Genomic DNA, 18,894 nt, shown 5'->3' with positions numbered 1-18,894 from the left:
TCCCTCCCTACTTCTTCAGTAGACCTTGGATTAGTATTTTTTCTGCCTCCTTTTTAACGGAAGCTACTACTTCTGTAGTTAGTGGTTGTAAGAACTTTCTTCCTACTGGGTGTTCATATAAAGAAGCAACCATTTCGTCTATATTTTGCAATCCATCCATTACCCTAAAGATTTCTTCATAAAAATCTGATTCTGAAGCAAGCTCATTTCGTTTCCAACCAACCGCTTCCTCTAGTTCGATGTTATAGGGCCATATTAAATTATCTTCAACTTTCTCCTCTTCTTGTAAAGCGTCCAGCAACTCATCTTTTAAATATTGAAGGTTTAAGAATTCATTATTTAAGTTCACTATACTAAAGTTCAGTAACTGTCCAACTCCTTCCTTACGTAAACCGTCCATTGTTTGTAGGCAAAGTCTATATAGGTCATCAAATGTTTTACAATCCCTTGCATCAATGTTTTCAGTCGTCCAAATAACATCGCTTGTCTCAATAAATGTTAAATCACTTTGATATTCGTTTAGTGTAACTATATAGCAACCTTTTGGGCCACTCTCTTTTTTATGCCTACCTTGAGTATTACCCGGATAAATAATAGGCGGCTGCTCAGATAAGATTGTTCTCTTATGGATATGACCTAAAGCCCAATAATCAAACCCTTTATCCATTAGGTCTTTAAGTTGAAATGGTGCGTAATTTCCATGGTCCGTTCCACCCTCTAAATTTCCATGAAGAATCCCAATATGAAAGTCTGCATCCATTTCCTTATGATAAGAGTCAATTTTCCGTTCATATACATGGCGCACAGGATAACTGAAGCCATATATACTAGCTGTAACACCATGGGAAGTGCTGAAACCCTTTACTTCTACATTCTCTCCAAAAACAAATACATTTTCCGGCATTTCAATCTTTGTCCAATTCCCACTTAAATGATCATGGTTACCATGAATGACAAAAACACTAATATTATGTTTTTCTAAGCGCTCCATTTCTTTTTTAAAACGGACTTGAGCTCGGATACTTCTGTCCTCACCGTCAAATATATCACCAGCTATAATGATGAAATCCACCTTTTGATCAATGGCAGTATCAATTATTTTTCTTAAAGCATGAAAAGTACTTTCTTGCAGCCTTTTAAATATATCTATTGGCAGATATTTTAAACCTAATAAAGGGCTATCTAAATGGAGGTCTGCTGTATGTATAAATTTTATTTCCTTCATTTTTTTCCTCACAACCGTTTTTTTACCATTCTATCACCTTTAAAAGGCGAATGCACGTTCTTATCCCATCATTACTTCTTAACCTATTTAAATATAGTAAAAACCCCACCAAACGGCAGGGTTAAATGTTAGCTTAATAGTAATAGACATCAATTTTATGACACTTCATACATTTTCGAAAACCTTGCTCCTCTAAGAAAACATGCTTACAGTTCTTCTGAATATGTTGTATTTCCAACTCAAGCATTTGAATATTTTCCTTCAGCCTTTTAATTTCTTCCTTAAGCTCACTAACCGTATGAGGGGAATGATTACTTATAAATGGCTGAGCCATGGTCGACAAACTCCTTTGCCTTTTCTTTCATTCCTTCTGCAATAATTTCCTCTTCACTTTTCTCTCCGCTTTGAGCCATATTTCGAATATCTTGAGAGATACGCATAGAACAAAACTTTGGTCCGCACATAGAGCAGAAGTGAGCCGTTTTAGCTCCTTCAGCTGGTAGGGTTTCATCATGATATTCCCTAGCCCTCTCAGGATCTAAAGATAAATTAAATTGATCGTTCCAGCGGAATTCAAATCGAGCCTTTGATAATGCATTGTCCCTCACTTGTGCACCGGGATGGCCTTTAGCTAAATCAGCTGCATGTGCGGCAATTTTATAAGCGATAACCCCTTCACGAACATCATTTTTATTTGGAAGTCCTAAATGCTCTTTAGGCGTTACATAGCAGAGCATGGCTGTTCCAAACCAGCCAATCATGGCAGCTCCAATAGCTGATGTAATATGATCATATCCCGGTGCAATATCTGTAGTTAAAGGACCGAGCGTGTAAAAAGGAGCTTCTTTACAAATTTCTAATTGTTTTTCCATGTTTTCTTTAATCATATGCATTGGCACATGCCCTGGACCTTCAATCATAACTTGAACATCATGTTTCCAAGCAATCTCCGTCAATTCACCTAATGTTTCTAGCTCTGCAAATTGTGCTTCATCATTTGCATCTGCAATCGATCCTGGTCGTAGTCCATCTCCTAAAGAAACAGCAATGTCATACGCTTTTAAGATTTCACAGATTTCTTCAAAGTGAGTGTATAAGAAGTTTTCTTTATGGTGAGCCAAACACCACTGAGCTAATATAGATCCTCCACGTGACACGATTCCTGTCGTTCTTTTTGCCGTCATTGGAATATATCTTAATAGCACTCCAGCATGAATGGTGAAATAATCAACCCCTTGTTCAGCCTGTTCTATTAACGTGTCGCGATAAACCTCCCAAGTTAAATCTTCTGCAACACCTTTCACTTTTTCTAATGCTTGATAAATAGGTACAGTTCCAACAGGTACAGGAGAGTTACGAATAATCCATTCTCTTGTTGTATGTATGTTTTTCCCTGTTGATAAATCCATGATGGTATCCGCACCCCATCTAGTTGCCCAAGTCATTTTCTCTACTTCCTCTGAAATAGAATAAGACACCGCAGAGTTTCCGATATTCGCATTTATTTTCACATGAAAGTTACGTCCAATAATCATTGGTTCGCTTTCAGGATGATTAATGTTAGCAGGGATAATGGCTCTTCCGCATGCTACTTCTTTACGTACAAACTCTGGGTCAAGCTGTTCTCTTATAGCGATGAACTCCATTTCAGGTGTGATCATGCCTTTTTTCGCATAGTGCATTTGAGTTACATTCGAGCCCTTTTTTGCTCTTAAAGGCCTTTTTACAACATTAGGAAAAACTTCTACAATTCTACCATCCACGTCATTTCGATAGCCATTATCTTCTGGTTTGACTTCTCTACCTTCGTATTCCTCAACATCATTACGCTCTACTATCCAGTTTTGACGAAGCTTCGGTAAGCCTTTATAAATATCAACCTCGTAATTAGGATCTGTATAAGGTCCACTCGTATCATACACTCGAATTGGTGCATTTTCTTCTGTTCCAAAAATTCCTTCCGTTGCTGATTGATAAATCTCCCTCATTGGAACTTGTATATCTGTGCTCCCACCTTCTACATAAACCTTTCTACTGCCTGGAAACTGATTTAATGGTTGTAATTGATTTTTCTCTTTTTGCATGGTTATACCTCCAATTTGTTTGTTTGCTCAAAAAATAAAAAACGGGTTCCCAATAAGGAACCCGAGTGTAAGTAGATGAAGAGTGCGTGAATAATCGCACTGTCAGACTACTTCCCTACGCTGATATGAATCAGATCAGGTTCAAAGGGTCAAAAACTTTACGCGCGTTTTTTCTCAGCCCTGCTATAGGACTCCCCTAGTAGATTTTTCTATTAAATTTATTTCTCTATAAAGATATTAGTTATATGTTCGTTTTTAGAACTTACTAACATTATTTAATTCTCTGTTCAGTCCTACATTTCTTTGGAATACAGTTAAAATTATGAAGCCTATTGCCGCTCCACCTATGGAACTCACTATAAATGCTGGCACAAAGCCGAATAGAGTAGCCTCTTTTCCTAATAAAAGTGTAGCAATTGGATATGAGGCTAAGGCTCCTAATATTCCTGTTCCAATTACTTCACCAAATGCTGCAAATAACGTTTTTCTAGTTTTTAAGAATATTAGACTTGCCAGGAGAGCTCCAATCATACTGCCTGGGAAAGCAAATAGAGAGCCTGTTCCCATCATATTTCTTAATAATGAGACGGTAAAAGCTTGGGCTACTGCATAATAAGGTCCTAATAATACAGCAGATAATACATTAATAAAATGTTGCATAGGAAATACTTTGGCAAAGCCTATCGGAATATAAAACATATGACTGGTTAGTGTTCCGATTGCAACCATCATTGCCGTTAACGTTAACTTTTGTGTTTTCCCCATAAAAATCCCTCCAATTGTGGTTTTCACTGGGGGTGTGCATACTAATTAAATCCTCTATTTTTTGGAGTCAAAAAAAGCAGACTCCAGCAATAGGAATCTGCGTATGTAGACAAAAGTCAATACACTTCCCTCCGCTGGTACGAACCAGATCAGGTTAAAAGGGTCAAAGACTATAGGTCTTAATCTCAGCCGGCCAATATCCGGCACCCCCAGTGACGTAAGAATATGTTATTTTCATTGCAACTATAACACATAAGGTAAAATTTGCAAATATATTTTTCTTTATCTCTAATAAACTAATCCTTCTTCGTAAGTTGTAGAGCTTTTTTAATATCTTTAAAGGAATTTGATTTTCCGTACATTAATACTCCCCCTTTGTATACTCTAGCTCCAAATATCGCTAGCAGTATAATGGTAATGAGTAATATAACAATCCCTAAAAGTGGCTCCCAAACTGGTAGAGTCAACATTCCTACACGCATAAACATAAGCATCGGTGTAAAGAACGGAATATAAGAAGTAATTTGAATAAATGGTGTTTCTGGTTGACCTAGTCCGAACATGGCAATCATAAATCCAGCAACCACTAATAAAGTCATTGGCGTAATCATTTGTTGAACATCTTCAATTCTACTAACTAGTGAACCTAAAAAGGCTGCTAAGGTTGCATATAGGAAATATCCTAATAAGAAAAATATTAAAGCATAGACAATCGTTGCTAACGGTACGTCACCGAATCCAAAGAAGCTAAAGAAGCCACCTTCTAAAGAGTCCATATTATGTTTAACTGAATAGTATCCTACTCCAATTAGTAAGACCATTTGAGTTAAACTTAACAAAGCAATTCCCAATATCTTAGCAAACATCTGCTTTACTGGGGATACGCTTGAGATTAGAATCTCCATTACACGTGATGATTTTTCTGTCGCCACTTCCATTGCAATCATACTTGCATACATGATTACGGCAAAATAAATAAAGAATAGCAATACATAAACTAATCCCCGAGCTTGGTTAAGTTCCTCCTCGGTTTTTGCGTTTTCAGCTAATGCTATACTTTCAAATGGAACAGGCTCATAAAGCTTTCCTAACTGTTCTTGAGTCAGATTAATTTGATTCGCTGCCAATTGCGTTTTGATTTGCTGCAAGCCATTCCGTAGTTCTTGTGATAAGGTTGTATCTGCAACCGTATTTGCTTTAAAAGTAGCTACTGGTAAGTTTTCTTCATTAAATTTTAATAACAGTAAGCCCTCATAATTACCTTCTTCTACATCTTTCTCAGCTGCTTCCTCTGTTTTTTCATAATTAGTAAGCTTTATTTCTTCATTAACGATTTTCAATTGTTCTTGAAGAGGCTGTATAAGTGTTGCCGTTTCATCTATTACAGCTATGTTTGTTCCTTTTTCGTCCTTAGTAAAAGTCTCCATGATAGTATTTAGATTAGTAAGACCGACAATAATGACAAGCGTGACTAAAGTTGTAATAATAAAAGATTTTGTCTTTAATTTGCTAATATAAGTATGAAATAAAATAACCCAAAAATTACTCATATGCTGCACCTACTTTCTCTATAAAGATATCGTTTAAGGATGGTTCTTCTATTTCAAATTTCCGAATAAAGCCTTTTCCTACAATCTCTTTTAATACCTTTTCCGCAACTTCTTCTCCTTCTATTTGTAGGTGAATACCCTCTGTTGTCTTTTTTGATTTCATAACTCCTGGGTAGTCCATTAGAAATTCAAGGGAAAAGTCTGCATGAATAACTAAGTTTTTCTTTCCAAATGAACGTTTAATTTCTTTCAAAGAGCCATGTACAACAGGGCTACCTTTATGCATGATACATAAATGTTCACACATTTCCTCTACGTGTTCCATTCGATGACTGGAAAAAACAATGGTGGTCCCATTATTCTTTAAATCTAAAACAGCCTCTTTAAGCTGTTCAACATTGACAGGATCAAGTCCACTGAATGGCTCGTCTAAAATAAGTAATTTCGGTCTATGGATAACAGCCGCAATGAATTGTATTTTTTGTTGATTTCCTTTCGAAAGCTCTTCTACTTTCTTATTTGCATATTCAGGGACCTTAAAACGACTTAACCAAACATCTAGTTCTTTCAAAGCATCTTGTTTTTGCATTCCTCTTAATCTAGCTAAATAAACAATTTGGTCCTTCACTTTCAGCTTCGGATACAGACCTCTTTCCTCCGGCAGATACCCAATTAAATGACTAGTAGAATAATTAATTGGCTTCCCGTCCCACGTAATAGTCCCACCACTTGGGTTTAGTAAGCCTAGAATCATTCTAAAAGTCGTTGTCTTCCCAGCACCATTTGCCCCTAAAAATCCAAACATTTCTTTTTCTGGAATACTAATAGAAAGATTATCAACAGCTGTAAAATCCCCAAACCTTTTCGTAACATGCTCAATCCTTAACACCATAAAAACTCCTCCTATTCTAATAACTTATACGATTAAAAATACAAAAAGGTTCAATTTTCCAAAAAAGAATGTCTAATTTTAATTATTAATTTATATTTTGTATTGAAAAACATAGATTTATATTATGCTATTTTAAAACAATATATGGTACAAAAGGTTATTAAAAACTAAGCACCGAGTTGATTGGAGGGGAAGGTACTTGACTCCTACGGGAAATAGAGGAAAGGTCAAGACCCCACAGACGAACAGGAGGCTTGACTTCCTCCCGAGGAAGAATTCGCACTTAGAAAAAATCGGCTATTGGATTTTTTCGTTAATTCTTCCCCGTGGAAAGCAAGTACCTGGACCGGAAATCAACGGGTAAAATTATGAGAATGACATTACTTTGTAAATCGTCCTTGTACAAACAATAAAATTATGCAAGAATAATAGTAACTATCTGAATTTTTTAACAAAGGGGTTAATAGAATGAAGAACTACAAATTAACAGTATTTGAGGCAAACGGTGAGAAAATTTTAGATGAAAGTTTTGAAGCTAGTAACGACCAAGATGCAAAAGTAAAAGGCGAACAACTTTTAAAAGAAAAAAACTTTCTAGATCATACACATCGTTGTACTTCACCTAGCGGAAAACTAATACTTTTCCACTCATAATAGGTTCTTTTGACATAAGTTCGTTAACTTATGTCTATTTTTTTCTTCACAAAACAGAACAAATGTTCTATAATGGTAATAAATTCAAATTAAAGAGGCTAACAAAATGAGACCTAAACTTTCAAAAGAAATGAACCCCCAAGACTTCATAAGCTTTTATTGGTTAAAAAGTGAATTACAAAACTTTTGTAAACAAGAAGGCATACCCACATCTGGCTCAAAACTAGAACTGACAAATAGAATTACAACCTATCTTGAGACAGGATTAATCAGCAGTAGTAAGTTAAAAATGAAAAGGACAAAGGACAAAGTGCACTCACAAGAAGAGCTAAGTCTAAATACGGTTATAACCGAACAACATCGCTGCAGTCAAAGTGTAAGACACTTTTTTAAAACCGTCATTGGTGAACATTTTCATTTTTCTACATATATTCAAAACTATTTTAAAGATAACGTTGGAAAAACATATCGAGATGCTGTATCAGCTTGGGACGAAGAAGAGGTTAGAAAGAAAAACCCTGATTATCAAACAAACATATCCCCACAATTTGAGTACAACCAATTCATCCGTGATTATTTTACTGACCCATCAAATGATGGGAAAAGTTTACAGGAAGCGATTTCTGCTTGGAAACATATAAAGAAACTACCTGGGAGTAACAAATACGTTCCACAATAAAGTAATGCACCAAAAGCAAATATACTTTTGGTGCATTCTTACATACCAGTATACTAATATAATATTAACCTATTTATTTACCCGTAAACTGCGGTTTTCTCTTTTCTACAAATGCTTTAATACCTTCTAAATGATCTTCGGTTTGGCGCATTTTATACTGAGCATGTTTTTCAATTTCTAGTATCTTCAGTAAATGTGGTCTATTATTTTCAGCTAGAATTTTCTTCGTTTTAACCATTGCTTGAATAGGTTTATTCAGCCAGTCTTCAATTTTTTGGTTTAGGGCTTCTTTGTAATCAGATGCTACTTCATGAATTAAGCTTAATTGCAAAGCTTCACTAGCAGTCAAGGTCTTACCTTCCCAGATTAATTGTTTCGCTTTATCTTCTCCTAATCGACGTTCTAAGAAGAAGTGAGCTCCCCCATCAGGAATTAACCCAATACCAATGAAATTCATTGCCAATTTACTTTTTTCGTCTGCTAAAATGTAATCTGTTGCTAACGCTAAACTCAAGCCAAGACCTGCAGCAGCACCTGAAACCGCACTAATCGTAAGCATTGGCAAACTATAAATGGTAATAACTAATTCGTTGATACAATCCATAATTGGGAAGAAATCGCTTTCATCTTTCATCGAAAGCATAGATTTAATATCTCCACCAGATGAGAAAGCTCGATCATTACCAGTTAGTACGACAATATCAATATCATCTGAAATACTAATCTCTTTTAATCTAGCGGTTAAACCTCTAATCATCTCTTTGTCCAAAGCATTTAAACTTTCTGGACGATTCATTTGGACAGTTGCTACGCGTCCTTCAATCTTTACATTCACTGTATTTGTAACAAAATCAGTTGCCAAACCAAGCCCCTCCCTTATTTTCCACTAAGTTTATTATATCGATATTTTAAACTGGAAAAAACCATTTTTAATATAATTTCCCTAATTTGTTGATATATCTCCATAACTATTACAGAAATGATGAAAAAAAAGACTGAGAAACATTTTGTCTCTCAATCTTCCTATCTTAATTTTTTTGTAAGTATTCCTTTTGAACTTGATCTCTTAATGCACGTTTTAAGAATTTTCCTACTGAAGTCTTCGGTATTTCCTCTAAGAATAGAATTTCATCAGGAAGCCACCACTTAGCAAATTGAGGCTTCAAGAATTCATATAATTCATCCTTACTTAGTTTATCTTTATACGAATCTTTTAACACGACACAAGCTACAGGACGCTCTTGCCATTGTTCATGTGGTACAGCAACAACAGCTGCCTCAAACACGGCTTCATGGGCCATAAGAGCATTTTCTAAATCAACCGAAGAAATCCATTCTCCACCACTCTTAATAAGATCCTTTGTACGGTCGACAATCTTTATAAAACCTTCTTCATCTATGGTTACAACGTCACCTGTATATAGCCATCCATCGCGGAAAGCATCATTCGATCTTTCATCTTTATAATATTCAGAAGCAATCCAAGGGCCTCTTATTAATAATTCACCCATCTCTTGACCGTCCCAAGCAACTTCCCCGTCTTTCCCAACAATTTTCGTCTCAAGACCTGGAACTAAAATTCCTTGTTTTGCTCTTATATCAAGCCTTTCCTCATAGTTTAGGTCCTCTTGATAGCTTTTTAAAGTGGAGATGATTACGAGTGGACTAGTTTCAGTCATTCCATAGGCATGTATAAACGGAATATGATGCTTTTGTTCAAATGCTCGAATCATTCCTTTAGGAGCTGCCGAACCGCCACATAAAATAGCACGTAGACTACTCATATCATACTCTTTCTCTTCTAATTCCTTCAGCAGACCTAACCAAATGGTTGGAACTCCCGCCGTCATGGTGACTTTTTCTTGTTCGATCAGTTCTGCAATTATTTTTGGAGTAAAGTAAGGTCCAGGGAAAACAAGATTGGTTCCAAACCAAACTCCTGCAAATGGCAGACCCCAAGCATTAGCATGAAACATTGGTACGACCGGCATAGCAATATCTCTTTCACTTATAGCAGCACTATCCGCTAATCCAAGTGCCATGCTGTGTAAAACAATTCCACGATGAGAATAGACAACTCCTTTTGGATTGCCTGTTGTTGCAGAAGTATAGCACATACCAGCTGGTTGATTTTCATCTAAATCATCTGGGTATTCATAATCTGAACTAGCTTCTGCTAGTAATTTTTCATAATGATAAACAGGAGATAAAGTCGTTTCAGGCAAATCATCTTCGTCAGTCATAATGACAAAAGCTTTTACTGTCTTAATTTCATCTTTACATTTTTCAACTAGTGGAATCAGGTCAGAATCAATGAGTAACACTTTATCTTCAGCATGATTAATTATGTATGAAATGTGCTCTGGAGAGAGTCTAATATTAATTGTATGAAGAACAGCCCCACTACACGGAATAGCAAAATATGCCTCTAGGTGACGATGGTGGTTCCAAGCAAGTGTACCCACTTTATCCCCTCTCTCTACACCTAGCTTCTGTAGGCTATCCGCTAATTTTCTTGTTCTTTCTCCAATTTCCTTGTAGGTAAAACGCTCTATTCCCTTGGCTGTTCTCGAAATAACAAGCTTTTTGGGAAAGTACTTTTCGGCACGCTTAATCATTTGTGTCATTGTTAAAGGTGTTTGCATCATCATCCATCATCCTCCCTTAAGTAAACGCTTTCAAAACATTCCTCGTAAAAGTGTATGACTGGTTGTACCTATAGATTCTCTATTTGGAAAGAAAATCCTTTGTTTAATTTTGAATTTTTTGAATTTAACAAAAAACACCGTAATGCTAATTAATTAAGCAATGCGGTGTTCCGATTCGTTATTCTTTAACTAGCTTTTCCTTTGTAAAAAGCTCATTTAAAATCTTTATTTTGTCTTCTGTATAAGCTTCGAATCCATCATTATACGACTTTGGATCTTTCGGATTGGCAAAATGAGTGATTTTTCCAGTTTCAGGGTCCACAAACTTACTTGCCGCTCCACAACCTAGCCCAATAATGGTCTGCTGCTCTTCCATAATCATGATGTTATAAATACTTTCTTGGTTTGGTAAAGAATAGCCTACATTCTCTAAATTTCCGAGTATGTTCTTTTGTCTATACAAGTAGTAAGGAGAATAATCATGGTCCTTAGTCCACTGTTCGGCTAGACTCATCATATCTTCAATTTCCGTTCTGCTAGCTACTTTGTATTTCTCTTTATTCTTTGTCATTTCAGAAGCACGCTTAAATGATAATGTGTGTACGGTTAATGACTCAGGCATTAATTTTTCGGTTTCATTTAAGGTGTAAGTAAACTCAGGTACACCTTCTCCAGGAAGACCAATGATTAAATCCATATTAATATTATTCATCCCCATTGATCGTGCAAGATGATATTTATTAATTGTTTCTTCTACTGTATGATGACGTCCAATCGCCTTTAAAGTTTCCTGAATATAGGATTGCGGATTAATACTAATACGATCAATATTCCACTTCTTTAACACATCTAATTTTTCTGGAGTAATGGTATCAGGTCTTCCAGCTTCGACCGTAACTTCCCTAATGTTTTCTACGTCAGGAAATGAAGCGTACATTTCTTCATAAAGCATATCCATCTCCTCAGCAGTAATACTAGTAGGAGTACCTCCACCATAATAGACGGTGGTGATTTTTACATTGTTCTTTTTTAACCACTCCCCGATTTTCTTCATTTCAAAATGAAGTCCGCCTAAGAATGAATCAACCGAGCCTTGTCTTCCATTAATGGCGTAAGCAGGAAATGTACAATAAGCACATTTTGTTGGACAAAACGGAATTCCTATATAAATACTAACTTCCTTACCTAACTCGTATAAGTCAGGAACAACGGCTAACTGTCGATCAACGATTCTTTGCATTAAGTCGATTTTTTCGTCCGTAATTAAATAATCTTCTTTTAATTGTTTATGGGCAATTTCTTTTGGAACTCCTTGTTGCATGTATTTATGAAGGAGCTTTGTCGGTCGAATGCCTGTTAAGAAACCCCACTTCTGAATCATTCCTGTTTTTTCTTGAAGCACGGTTAAATAAACATATGAAACAGCGTTCTTAACAACCTTAAACGATTCCTTTTCTATTTCAGTAATAGGTAGAATTTTCTCAGCATTAGCTTTAAAAATGTTCCCTTCTTCATCGGTTAAGGAAGCTTCCACCTTAACCTTTTCACTTATTTCTAATGTAAAATCAACGGTTATATCATAACAATCACCATTGTCCGTTAATATAACTTCTGATTCCTCAAAAAATAAATTTGCAATTAGCCTTAACGGTCGATGAAATCTTTCATCTTGTAATCCTTTTATTAAAATTTGCAATAAAATCACCTTTTTATTTAAAGTTAGTCTAACTAAATATTAGTAACTTACATATTAGTAAATATAAAGCCTTTATTTAATTCCATCCTTAAAGTGTACAAAAAAGAAGTTAATAAGGTCAATAGAGGAAAAACGTATATACTGGGAATACTTAACTATTATTCAATATAAAAAAGCGGACTCCATGTGTGGAATCCGCTTTTTAAACTAAGATATTATGGGACTTGGTGGGATTTAAACCCACAAACTGCACAATGGTTTACATGGTAAAACATCGGCCGCTCTAATCTTTGAGCTACAAGTCCTAATCTTATATTTCCCTTGATTACAGTTTTTATTCTAAAGTTTTTCTCTCACAGTTTTAAAACTTGGATTTGATGTATAACTTAATTTTTAATTATGTTCATTTTCCTCAAAAATTCAATTGGCTGTTGCTTTCTAAAATGCTCCTTGACCATATAACCAACACCTTGTTGGTTGTTAGAGCGAGTAATCCAATCTGCGGCTTTTTTAACCTCAACTGGTGCATTTCCCATAGCCACCCCTAAACCTACTTGCTCAATCATTTCAATATCATCTAGTGAATCACCAATAACCACCATTTCTTTACGATCAATTCCTAGTTGTTCTCCTAGATATAAAAGTCCATTTAATTTAGATACACCTTGTGGTACGATTTCTAAACTTTTGTTGTCCATCCTTAATGTATCCACTTCATGAAACATACTAGCAATAGCTTTTTCTGCATCCTCTAGATCTTCTTGGTCTTCAAAGTATACTTCCATCTTTGGAGGTGCAACCGGCTCATCCGCAATTGCATCACTGATTGAATCGACAAACTGTTGAGAGTAAAAGACAGGATCTCCAGAAGTAAACACTGTTTTTGATAATAAATTGTTATTAATTTTTGACTTGTTTGCCAGTGAGTATTCTTCATGTACAATTCTTATTTGGCAAGAAAAGCCTTCTAGAAGTCTTACAAGTTCAAAAGTAATATCCTCAGGAATACGTTTCACTGAGATTGTTTTTTCATCTGTGCTAGCAATATAAGCTCCCCGATGAGTTACTAGGAAAGAATCTAACTTAAGAGCTTTTGCAACCTTTTTTGCAGATGGAAAACTTCTTGATGTTACAAGAGTCACATAAATCCCCTTTTGCTGCACATAATGAATGGCTTCTTTTGTAGATTTATGAAGTCTTCCATTCGACTGAAGAACCGTTCCATCTATATTTAATGCTAGTAACCGATATATCATATTTTTGTCCCCCTACCCTGATGATTAATTAAATAAATCCTTATATCACATGTATGAAAATAACCATGTAATTAGAACGTTAGGAGGACAATGTTTTAGGTTGATTTTTAATTAATTGATTTAACATTATTCCCATAGTGTAAAAATTACCAATTATCATCTATGAATAATTTTTTATATCTCAAACAAAACTACAAATGTAACAAACAATAAAACTACACCAAGGAGATGATTTACATGGCAAGAAGCAATAATTCAAACCAGCTTCTAGTATCAGGGGTACAACAGGCAATTGATCAAATGAAGTACGAAATTGCATCAGAATTTGGAGTAAATCTTGGTCCAGAAACATCTTCAAGAGCAAACGGTTCAGTTGGTGGAGAGATTACAAAACGCCTAGTTCAAATGGCTGAACAACAACTTGGCGGCGGAAGACAGTTCTAATAACTTTAGTATTTTTAACCGAATAAATGTAGAAGACCCTACTTCCTGGAATAAGTAGGGTCTTCTTATGTTATCTTAATATTTTTTTAATAATTTCAGTTGCTTCCATTAGGGAAGTCGCTTGAAAATCAGCCTTTGTTTCCTCTGCTCCTATGAAAATGGTTTTACAACCTGCTTTTATTCCAGCCTCGATATCTCTTTCATGGTCGCCTACCATTACACTGTTCCTTAAATCTATATCATGTCTTTTGGCCAGGTCGGTTAACATTCCTGCATTAGGCTTACGACATTCACAGCCTGCTTTTGGTTTATGTGGACAATAGGCAATCTCTTTAAAATGACCACCTATTTCATTTACTAATTCTTGTAATCGATCATGTATTTTGATTAATTCTTTTTCCTTTAGAAAGCCTAGACCTACTCCACCCTGATTTGTTACTACAAAAACCTCATAGCCTTCCTTATTGATCTCTGCAACAGCCTCCGCAGCACCTTCAAGTAAGTATAGTTGTTCTGGTTTATTTACAAACTTCACCCTATCAGAAAGGACCTCATTTAAAACTCCATCACGATCTAGAAATACTGCTTTTTTCATTTGACTTCAATACCTCTGTTATCTATTTTTGATACGATACTTCCCTCATTAATGATTTACTTAAGAAGATTTTTTTAAACAAAAAAACCCACAATAAATTTGTGGATTTTCATGGATATTATTTAGTCATTGGACCATAAAGCTCTTCAAGTGGCTTCATAATGATTTGATTTAGTTCTGCAATAATCATGCTCATTCTTTGTTCCGTTTCCATTAGTCTAGAGATTTTATCATGTTGCTGAACTAATGCAACTACTTTTTGAGCTTGCTCTACTTCTTCTTGAGATATTTCTTGGCCCATCATTTGCTTTTGTTGCAATTGTAATTGAATGTTACGGAAGTTTTCGAACATTTGTCTTGCTGATGGATCAGCGTTTACTTCATCGTACATTTGTTTTAAGTTTTTAAACTCTGCGCTTTCTCTAATCGCTCTCTCTAATTCATATGCAGAATCATGTAAATTAACGGCCATTGTATCCAGCTCCTTTTCCGTTTAGGCAATCCACTACACTATAACAAACTATGAATGGAAATGCGAGAATGCAACCTTTTTACTCTACAAACGAGTTCTTATTGTAGAAAAACAACAACTATTCCCTGGAACAAACCAATGACTCCCCCAAGTAAGGCCCCTAAGTAAGTAATCATCTTAAGTTCACTTCTTGTTATGGAAAGTACCATTTCTTCTAATCGCTCTACCGAAAAAGTTTCGACCTGTTCTCGAACAATTTCTGATAAATGTAATCTTTCCATTAGTACCTCTATTCGGTTAGATAGCCATTCGCCGATAAGTTGAATACTTTTTGGTACAATATTTTCTAGCAGTGTGTCCTTAAATGCTGAAGTTAAGTCAGATATTGAACTTTCGAATAGTTTATCCACATTTACGATTTTACGGCTGTATTCTTTTACAGTTGATAGGAGTTGTTCTTTCCCAAACTGGTCTTCAATCTTTTCAGCCTTCCATTCTAAAATTTTCTCCCACTCGTTTCTAATCAAAGTCGTAACTAAATCATGTGTACCTGGATTATTTAAAAACTTTATCAATTCTGGTTGAATTTTATCGGTCAAGTTCACATTTCCAAGGAACATTTGAAGCATGTTGCCAAGAACGCCACTTCTTTCACGCATAAAGTCATCAATCATTCGAGCAATTCTTAATTCTCCCTCTACACTTGAGAAATAATCAACACCTTTTTGAAGGATAAAGGAAGCTATTAAAGGAATCTTTGAATCAAGTTTCGTTTGAATATCTGGTGTAAGAACTGTTCTAATCGGTTGTTCTCGATATTTGTTCATTAAGTTTTCATACTTATCTACAATGAACTGATCCATTTTCTTTTCAAATTTCACCTTACTGTCTGAAACTCCTAGATTACCTAAGAACTCTTCAAGGGTCTCTTCTTTTTCTAAGAATCTTTCCAACTCCTTTTGAGCTAACTTTGTCATCTCCGTTTGAAAGGTTTCATTTAAGAATTTTCTCTTAATACTTTCTGGAGTTAACAAGTGGTCAACCACCATTTTTCCTAGCTGGTTAGCAAGCTCTCCTCGTCTTTTTGGAATTAAACCAGGCGTAAAAGGAACTTTCCACTTTCCGACATAGATTGGTTTATAAGGTCTAAATAGCATTTTAATAGCCAGGGAATTAGTAAATCCCCCAATGACAGCTCCTATGATAATTAAAAATAAAAACGTTATAACGATGTCCATCTCCATCTACCTTCCGTATTCGTTTCGCACACATATTTTCCTTTTAACATACGATATATCAGCATTCGCCCATATAAAGCAACTGTCATATACAAAGATTAGCTTATTTTTGGAAAAACAATCTTTTTCTATTATAAATGGACGAAGAGTTAGAGTTCAAACTTCTGAGTTTTAAATGACAAGTGAATGAGGAATATGTATGGTTTCTTACTTACCTATTACGATTGTTCCTAACGAAACGTTTCATCAATCGGAAACAAATATCTATATAAGCTACTCCCTTGCAAAATACTGGAAAATAGAACCGTTAGATACCATCCAGCTTTGTCTTGGAGTTAGCACCATTTCTGTAGAGGTCAAGATGGCTGATATTGAAAAGGATGTTTTACACATCAACCCTGTCCTCTTAAAAAACATTCAGGTGCCACAAAAAGAATCACGGTTTCTTTCCCAATACTGTCATAAAGACAAATGCATTTATCTTGGCCCCATTATTGGATTAATGACAGAACTAGAGGAAGATTCCGTTTCTAAGGAACCCGATTTTCGTTCCGTCCATTCGTTTTGTGAAGAATTACATCATGTAATTGCAAGTATAGGTGGATTATTTTACGTTTTTCATCCTAGAGATTTCGGTACGGAGTCGACTAATTGTTACTATTTTGACGATGGAGAATGGGTAAAAGGTTCTTTTGGATTGCCAGATGTCATATACAACCGGGTCCATTCTAGGCGACTGGAGGCTAGTTCTTCTTTTAATAAAATACTGGAACAAATTCATCACCTAAACATTCCTATTTTCAATGCGAAATTTTTATCAAAAATAGAAGTTCATGAAATGCTTTTTTCAGAGGAACATCTCCATCCCTATCTTCCTGATACATCAACATTCACAGAACAAACCCTCTCTACCTTTTTGAAAAAGTACCCATCCGTTTTCATCAAACCAATCCATGGAAGTCAAGGCCGTAACATTATTCGTTTAGATTTAACAGAGGATGGTATACAGGTGGTAACATCATCAGGTAAATCCAAAGACAGTATGACATTTAAAAGTGCTGATCCATTTATTAAGTGGTTTAAACCACGAATGAATAAGAGCACATACTTGATTCAACAAACCATCCCGTTACTAACATTGGAAGATCGCCATTTAGATTTTAGAGTCCTCTGCCATAAAAATTATCAAGAGAGGTGGAGGGTTACTTCGGTCGTCGCTCGAGTATCAGCTGAAGAACAATTTGTTTCAAATGTTGCTCGAGGTGGTGAGACGATGAAACCTCTAAAACCACTAACATTGTTATTCGGTAAAGAAATAGCTGTACAACAAGTAGCTTTAATAAAGGAATTAGCTTTAGAGACAGCTAATATTGTAAGCCAAAGTGCTCCCGGTAATTACGGGGAGTTTGGGATAGACATTGGAGTGGATCATGAAGGAAAGATGTGGATTATTGAAGTTAACTCTAAACCATCAAAGAGCTTTGAGGAGCATGATGTGAAAATCAGGCCTTCATCTAAAGCCATTATTGAATACAGTACAGCACTAGCTTTTAACAAGAGGGACAGTCCCCCTTTATCAAACTAAAGGGTCTGTCTCCTATATAGGGGGAGTGAACATGCTTGCGTTAGGTTTTATGACATTAAATTTAAAGAGTGAAAACAGTTACTTTACCGAGCTAGCCAAGAATGCAGCCAAATACCAGATTCAATGTTTCCGATTTGTCCCATCTCAAATTAATCCCGTAACAGAGAAAGTAGTTGGGGAGGAATTTGTAGAAGAGTCTCAAACATGGCGCAAGGGAGAGTTTACATTACCAGTTTGTCTATACGACCGGTGTTTTTACGGAGACGATGCTCACTCAAAACAATGTATGGCCATCGTAAATTGGCTAAAGACACGTAAAGATATTCAATTTTTAGGCTATGGCCTACCTAACAAAATGGAGCTTTATCATGTATTATCCCAGTCACGCTTAGCTGCCTATATACCAAAAACAATTAAAGTCGAGTCTTCCTCACAAGTAATCCATACATTAGAAGCCATTAACCCTTTAATTCTAAAGCCTATAAATGGTTCTCAAGGATATGGAATTTACTACATTGAAAAGATAGACGGTAATTTTATCGTTCGAACGGATAAAAAGGAGAAACAGATTTCCCGCACCTTTGAAACGGACCAACAACTCTTAAAATGGCTTGAAACTCTGTTGCAAAAAATTACTTTCCTATTGCAGCCTTACTTACCACTTACGAATGACGATGAGCAACCATACGATGTTCGGTCACTTTTACAGAAAAACGAAACAAATAACTGGGATATTATTGGTAAAGGAGTTCGAGTAGGACAAAAAGGCGGAATTATTTCGAACTTAAGTGCAGGAGCCACCATTCTACCGTTTAACGATTGGCTTGACTCCGCTTCTGTTCGTTCAAAAAACTATATATGCGAGGAAATTGATTATATATTAAAGAACTTGCCTCTTATATTAGAACAACATTTTCTACCTTTATTTGAGTTAGGAGTAGACATTGGAATCGCAAAGAATGGTGCGATATGGTTATTAGATGTCAATTCTAAGCCTGGGAGAAAGGTAATCTCAACGATAGCCCCTAAGAAAAAGGAGCAATTAATGGAGTCTCCCTTACGTTTTGCCAATGTCTTAGTTAATAAGGTTATACCGGAGAGGAGCCAGTAA

At 35.7% G+C, this 18,894-nt stretch carries 18 protein-coding genes, 1 tRNA gene and 2 riboswitches; of the genes, 5 read left to right on the top strand and 14 right to left on the bottom strand.

Annotated features, from left to right (window positions below; all coding sequences use genetic code 11):
• Nucleotides 1-7: 7 nt before the first annotated feature.
• The 6 genes from SM124_RS00410 to SM124_RS00385 all read right to left on the bottom strand — a co-directional run bounded on the left by SM124_RS00410 (nucleotide 8) and on the right by SM124_RS00385 (nucleotide 6,516).
• The gene (locus tag SM124_RS00410; protein WP_322444509.1) at nucleotides 8-1,225 is read right to left on the bottom strand and encodes a metallophosphoesterase family protein; all 1,218 of its coding nucleotides are present in this window, start codon (nucleotides 1,223-1,225) and stop codon (nucleotides 8-10) included.
• Between the two features lie 133 nt (nucleotides 1,226-1,358).
• Nucleotides 1,359-1,559, bottom strand: coding sequence for a hypothetical protein (locus tag SM124_RS00405; protein ID WP_322444508.1), 201 nt, complete (start codon nucleotides 1,557-1,559; stop codon nucleotides 1,359-1,361).
• Nucleotides 1,537-3,309 (bottom strand): phosphomethylpyrimidine synthase ThiC, encoded by a 1,773-nt coding sequence (gene thiC / locus SM124_RS00400; protein WP_322444507.1) that lies wholly within the window; start codon nucleotides 3,307-3,309, stop codon nucleotides 1,537-1,539. Before thiC ends, SM124_RS00405 begins: the two co-directional genes overlap by 23 nt.
• A 95-nt stretch (nucleotides 3,310-3,404) precedes the next feature.
• Nucleotides 3,405-3,517: riboswitch (TPP riboswitch) on the bottom strand.
• A 47-nt stretch (nucleotides 3,518-3,564) separates the two neighbouring features.
• The gene (thiW, locus tag SM124_RS00395) at nucleotides 3,565-4,074 is read right to left on the bottom strand and encodes an energy coupling factor transporter S component ThiW (RefSeq protein ID WP_322444506.1); all 510 of its coding nucleotides are present in this window, start codon (nucleotides 4,072-4,074) and stop codon (nucleotides 3,565-3,567) included.
• Between the two features lie 109 nt (nucleotides 4,075-4,183).
• Nucleotides 4,184-4,295: riboswitch (TPP riboswitch) on the bottom strand.
• Nucleotides 4,296-4,370: 75 nt separating this feature from the next.
• Entirely contained in the window at nucleotides 4,371-5,624 is a 1,254-nt protein-coding gene (locus SM124_RS00390; RefSeq protein ID WP_322444505.1) for an ABC transporter permease, read from the bottom strand.
• Nucleotides 5,617-6,516 (bottom strand): ABC transporter ATP-binding protein, encoded by a 900-nt coding sequence (locus SM124_RS00385; RefSeq protein ID WP_322444504.1) that lies wholly within the window; start codon nucleotides 6,514-6,516, stop codon nucleotides 5,617-5,619. The genes SM124_RS00390 and SM124_RS00385 overlap by 8 nt, the downstream gene beginning before the upstream one ends.
• 468 nt (nucleotides 6,517-6,984) lie before the next feature.
• On the opposite strand from SM124_RS00385, the gene SM124_RS00380 reads away from it, so the two are divergent.
• Entirely contained in the window at nucleotides 6,985-7,170 is a 186-nt protein-coding gene (locus tag SM124_RS00380; RefSeq protein WP_322444503.1) for a YhzD family protein, read from the top strand.
• A gap of 106 nt (nucleotides 7,171-7,276) precedes the next feature.
• Nucleotides 7,277-7,849: a DUF6434 domain-containing protein gene (locus tag SM124_RS00375; protein ID WP_322444502.1), complete on the top strand. Its 573-nt coding sequence runs from the start codon at nucleotides 7,277-7,279 to the stop codon at nucleotides 7,847-7,849.
• Between the two features lie 73 nt (nucleotides 7,850-7,922).
• Here SM124_RS00375 and SM124_RS00370 read toward each other — a convergent pair whose 3' ends face one another.
• The 5 genes from SM124_RS00370 to SM124_RS00350 form a co-directional block, all read right to left on the bottom strand.
• Nucleotides 7,923-8,711: an enoyl-CoA hydratase gene (locus SM124_RS00370; RefSeq protein WP_322444501.1), complete on the bottom strand. Its 789-nt coding sequence runs from the start codon at nucleotides 8,709-8,711 to the stop codon at nucleotides 7,923-7,925.
• Between the two features lie 166 nt (nucleotides 8,712-8,877).
• Nucleotides 8,878-10,497, bottom strand: a complete 1,620-nt coding sequence (locus SM124_RS00365; protein WP_322445025.1) for a long-chain fatty acid--CoA ligase — start codon at nucleotides 10,495-10,497, stop codon at nucleotides 8,878-8,880.
• 178 nt (nucleotides 10,498-10,675) lie between these two features.
• Nucleotides 10,676-12,193, bottom strand: coding sequence for a coproporphyrinogen III oxidase (locus tag SM124_RS00360; RefSeq protein WP_322444500.1), 1,518 nt, complete (start codon nucleotides 12,191-12,193; stop codon nucleotides 10,676-10,678).
• A gap of 219 nt (nucleotides 12,194-12,412) precedes the next feature.
• A tRNA-OTHER gene (locus SM124_RS00355) sits at nucleotides 12,413-12,498 on the bottom strand.
• A gap of 81 nt (nucleotides 12,499-12,579) precedes the next feature.
• Nucleotides 12,580-13,449: a Cof-type HAD-IIB family hydrolase gene (locus SM124_RS00350; protein ID WP_322444499.1), complete on the bottom strand. Its 870-nt coding sequence runs from the start codon at nucleotides 13,447-13,449 to the stop codon at nucleotides 12,580-12,582.
• Between the two features lie 237 nt (nucleotides 13,450-13,686).
• On the opposite strand from SM124_RS00350, the gene SM124_RS00345 reads away from it, so the two are divergent.
• The gene (locus SM124_RS00345; RefSeq protein WP_322444498.1) at nucleotides 13,687-13,893 is read left to right on the top strand and encodes an alpha/beta-type small acid-soluble spore protein; all 207 of its coding nucleotides are present in this window, start codon (nucleotides 13,687-13,689) and stop codon (nucleotides 13,891-13,893) included.
• A 70-nt stretch (nucleotides 13,894-13,963) separates the two neighbouring features.
• On the opposite strand, the gene SM124_RS00340 is transcribed toward SM124_RS00345, so the two are convergent.
• The 3 genes from SM124_RS00340 to SM124_RS00330 form a co-directional block, all read right to left on the bottom strand.
• Nucleotides 13,964-14,488 carry a D-glycero-alpha-D-manno-heptose-1,7-bisphosphate 7-phosphatase gene (locus tag SM124_RS00340; protein ID WP_322444497.1) on the bottom strand — a complete coding sequence of 175 codons (525 nt, stop codon included), beginning with the start codon at nucleotides 14,486-14,488 and terminating at the stop codon, nucleotides 13,964-13,966.
• Between the two features lie 118 nt (nucleotides 14,489-14,606).
• Nucleotides 14,607-14,960, bottom strand: coding sequence for a YlbF/YmcA family competence regulator (locus tag SM124_RS00335; protein WP_322444496.1), 354 nt, complete (start codon nucleotides 14,958-14,960; stop codon nucleotides 14,607-14,609).
• A 98-nt stretch (nucleotides 14,961-15,058) separates the two neighbouring features.
• Complete coding sequence (locus tag SM124_RS00330) at nucleotides 15,059-16,198, bottom strand: DUF445 domain-containing protein (RefSeq protein WP_322444495.1); 1,140 nt, start codon at nucleotides 16,196-16,198, stop codon at nucleotides 15,059-15,061.
• Nucleotides 16,199-16,397: 199 nt separating this feature from the next.
• Here SM124_RS00330 and SM124_RS00325 point away from each other — a divergent pair, with 199 nt between their 5' ends.
• Both SM124_RS00325 and SM124_RS00320 read left to right on the top strand, forming a co-directional pair.
• Nucleotides 16,398-17,783: a YheC/YheD family endospore coat-associated protein gene (locus SM124_RS00325; RefSeq protein WP_322444494.1), complete on the top strand. Its 1,386-nt coding sequence runs from the start codon at nucleotides 16,398-16,400 to the stop codon at nucleotides 17,781-17,783.
• Nucleotides 17,784-17,814: 31 nt separating this feature from the next.
• Entirely contained in the window at nucleotides 17,815-18,894 is a 1,080-nt protein-coding gene (locus SM124_RS00320) for a YheC/YheD family endospore coat-associated protein (RefSeq protein ID WP_322444493.1), read from the top strand.

The organism is Robertmurraya mangrovi, from assembly GCF_034427655.1.
Taxonomy (GTDB): domain Bacteria; phylum Bacillota; class Bacilli; order Bacillales; family Cytobacillaceae; genus Robertmurraya_A; species Robertmurraya_A mangrovi.
This window is presented reverse-complemented; position numbering and strand designations above follow the sequence as displayed.

Coding starts and splice junctions, on each gene's coding strand:
- SM124_RS00320 (WP_322444493.1), top strand. CDS start 17,815: ATGCTTGCGTTAGGTTTTATGACATTAAATTTAAAGAGTGAAAACAGT.
- SM124_RS00385 (WP_322444504.1), bottom strand. CDS start 6,516: ATGGTGTTAAGGATTGAGCATGTTACGAAAAGGTTTGGGGATTTTACA.
- SM124_RS00350 (WP_322444499.1), bottom strand. CDS start 13,449: ATGATATATCGGTTACTAGCATTAAATATAGATGGAACGGTTCTTCAG.
- SM124_RS00380 (WP_322444503.1), top strand. CDS start 6,985: ATGAAGAACTACAAATTAACAGTATTTGAGGCAAACGGTGAGAAAATT.
- SM124_RS00410 (WP_322444509.1), bottom strand. CDS start 1,225: ATGAAGGAAATAAAATTTATACATACAGCAGACCTCCATTTAGATAGC.
- SM124_RS00365 (WP_322445025.1), bottom strand. CDS start 10,497: ATGATGCAAACACCTTTAACAATGACACAAATGATTAAGCGTGCCGAA.
- SM124_RS00345 (WP_322444498.1), top strand. CDS start 13,687: ATGGCAAGAAGCAATAATTCAAACCAGCTTCTAGTATCAGGGGTACAA.
- SM124_RS00325 (WP_322444494.1), top strand. CDS start 16,398: ATGGTTTCTTACTTACCTATTACGATTGTTCCTAACGAAACGTTTCAT.
- SM124_RS00405 (WP_322444508.1), bottom strand. CDS start 1,559: ATGGCTCAGCCATTTATAAGTAATCATTCCCCTCATACGGTTAGTGAG.
- thiC (WP_322444507.1), bottom strand. CDS start 3,309: ATGCAAAAAGAGAAAAATCAATTACAACCATTAAATCAGTTTCCAGGC.
- SM124_RS00340 (WP_322444497.1), bottom strand. CDS start 14,488: ATGAAAAAAGCAGTATTTCTAGATCGTGATGGAGTTTTAAATGAGGTC.
- SM124_RS00390 (WP_322444505.1), bottom strand. CDS start 5,624: ATGAGTAATTTTTGGGTTATTTTATTTCATACTTATATTAGCAAATTA.
- SM124_RS00330 (WP_322444495.1), bottom strand. CDS start 16,198: ATGGACATCGTTATAACGTTTTTATTTTTAATTATCATAGGAGCTGTC.
- SM124_RS00375 (WP_322444502.1), top strand. CDS start 7,277: ATGAGACCTAAACTTTCAAAAGAAATGAACCCCCAAGACTTCATAAGC.
- thiW (WP_322444506.1), bottom strand. CDS start 4,074: ATGGGGAAAACACAAAAGTTAACGTTAACGGCAATGATGGTTGCAATC.
- SM124_RS00335 (WP_322444496.1), bottom strand. CDS start 14,960: ATGGCCGTTAATTTACATGATTCTGCATATGAATTAGAGAGAGCGATT.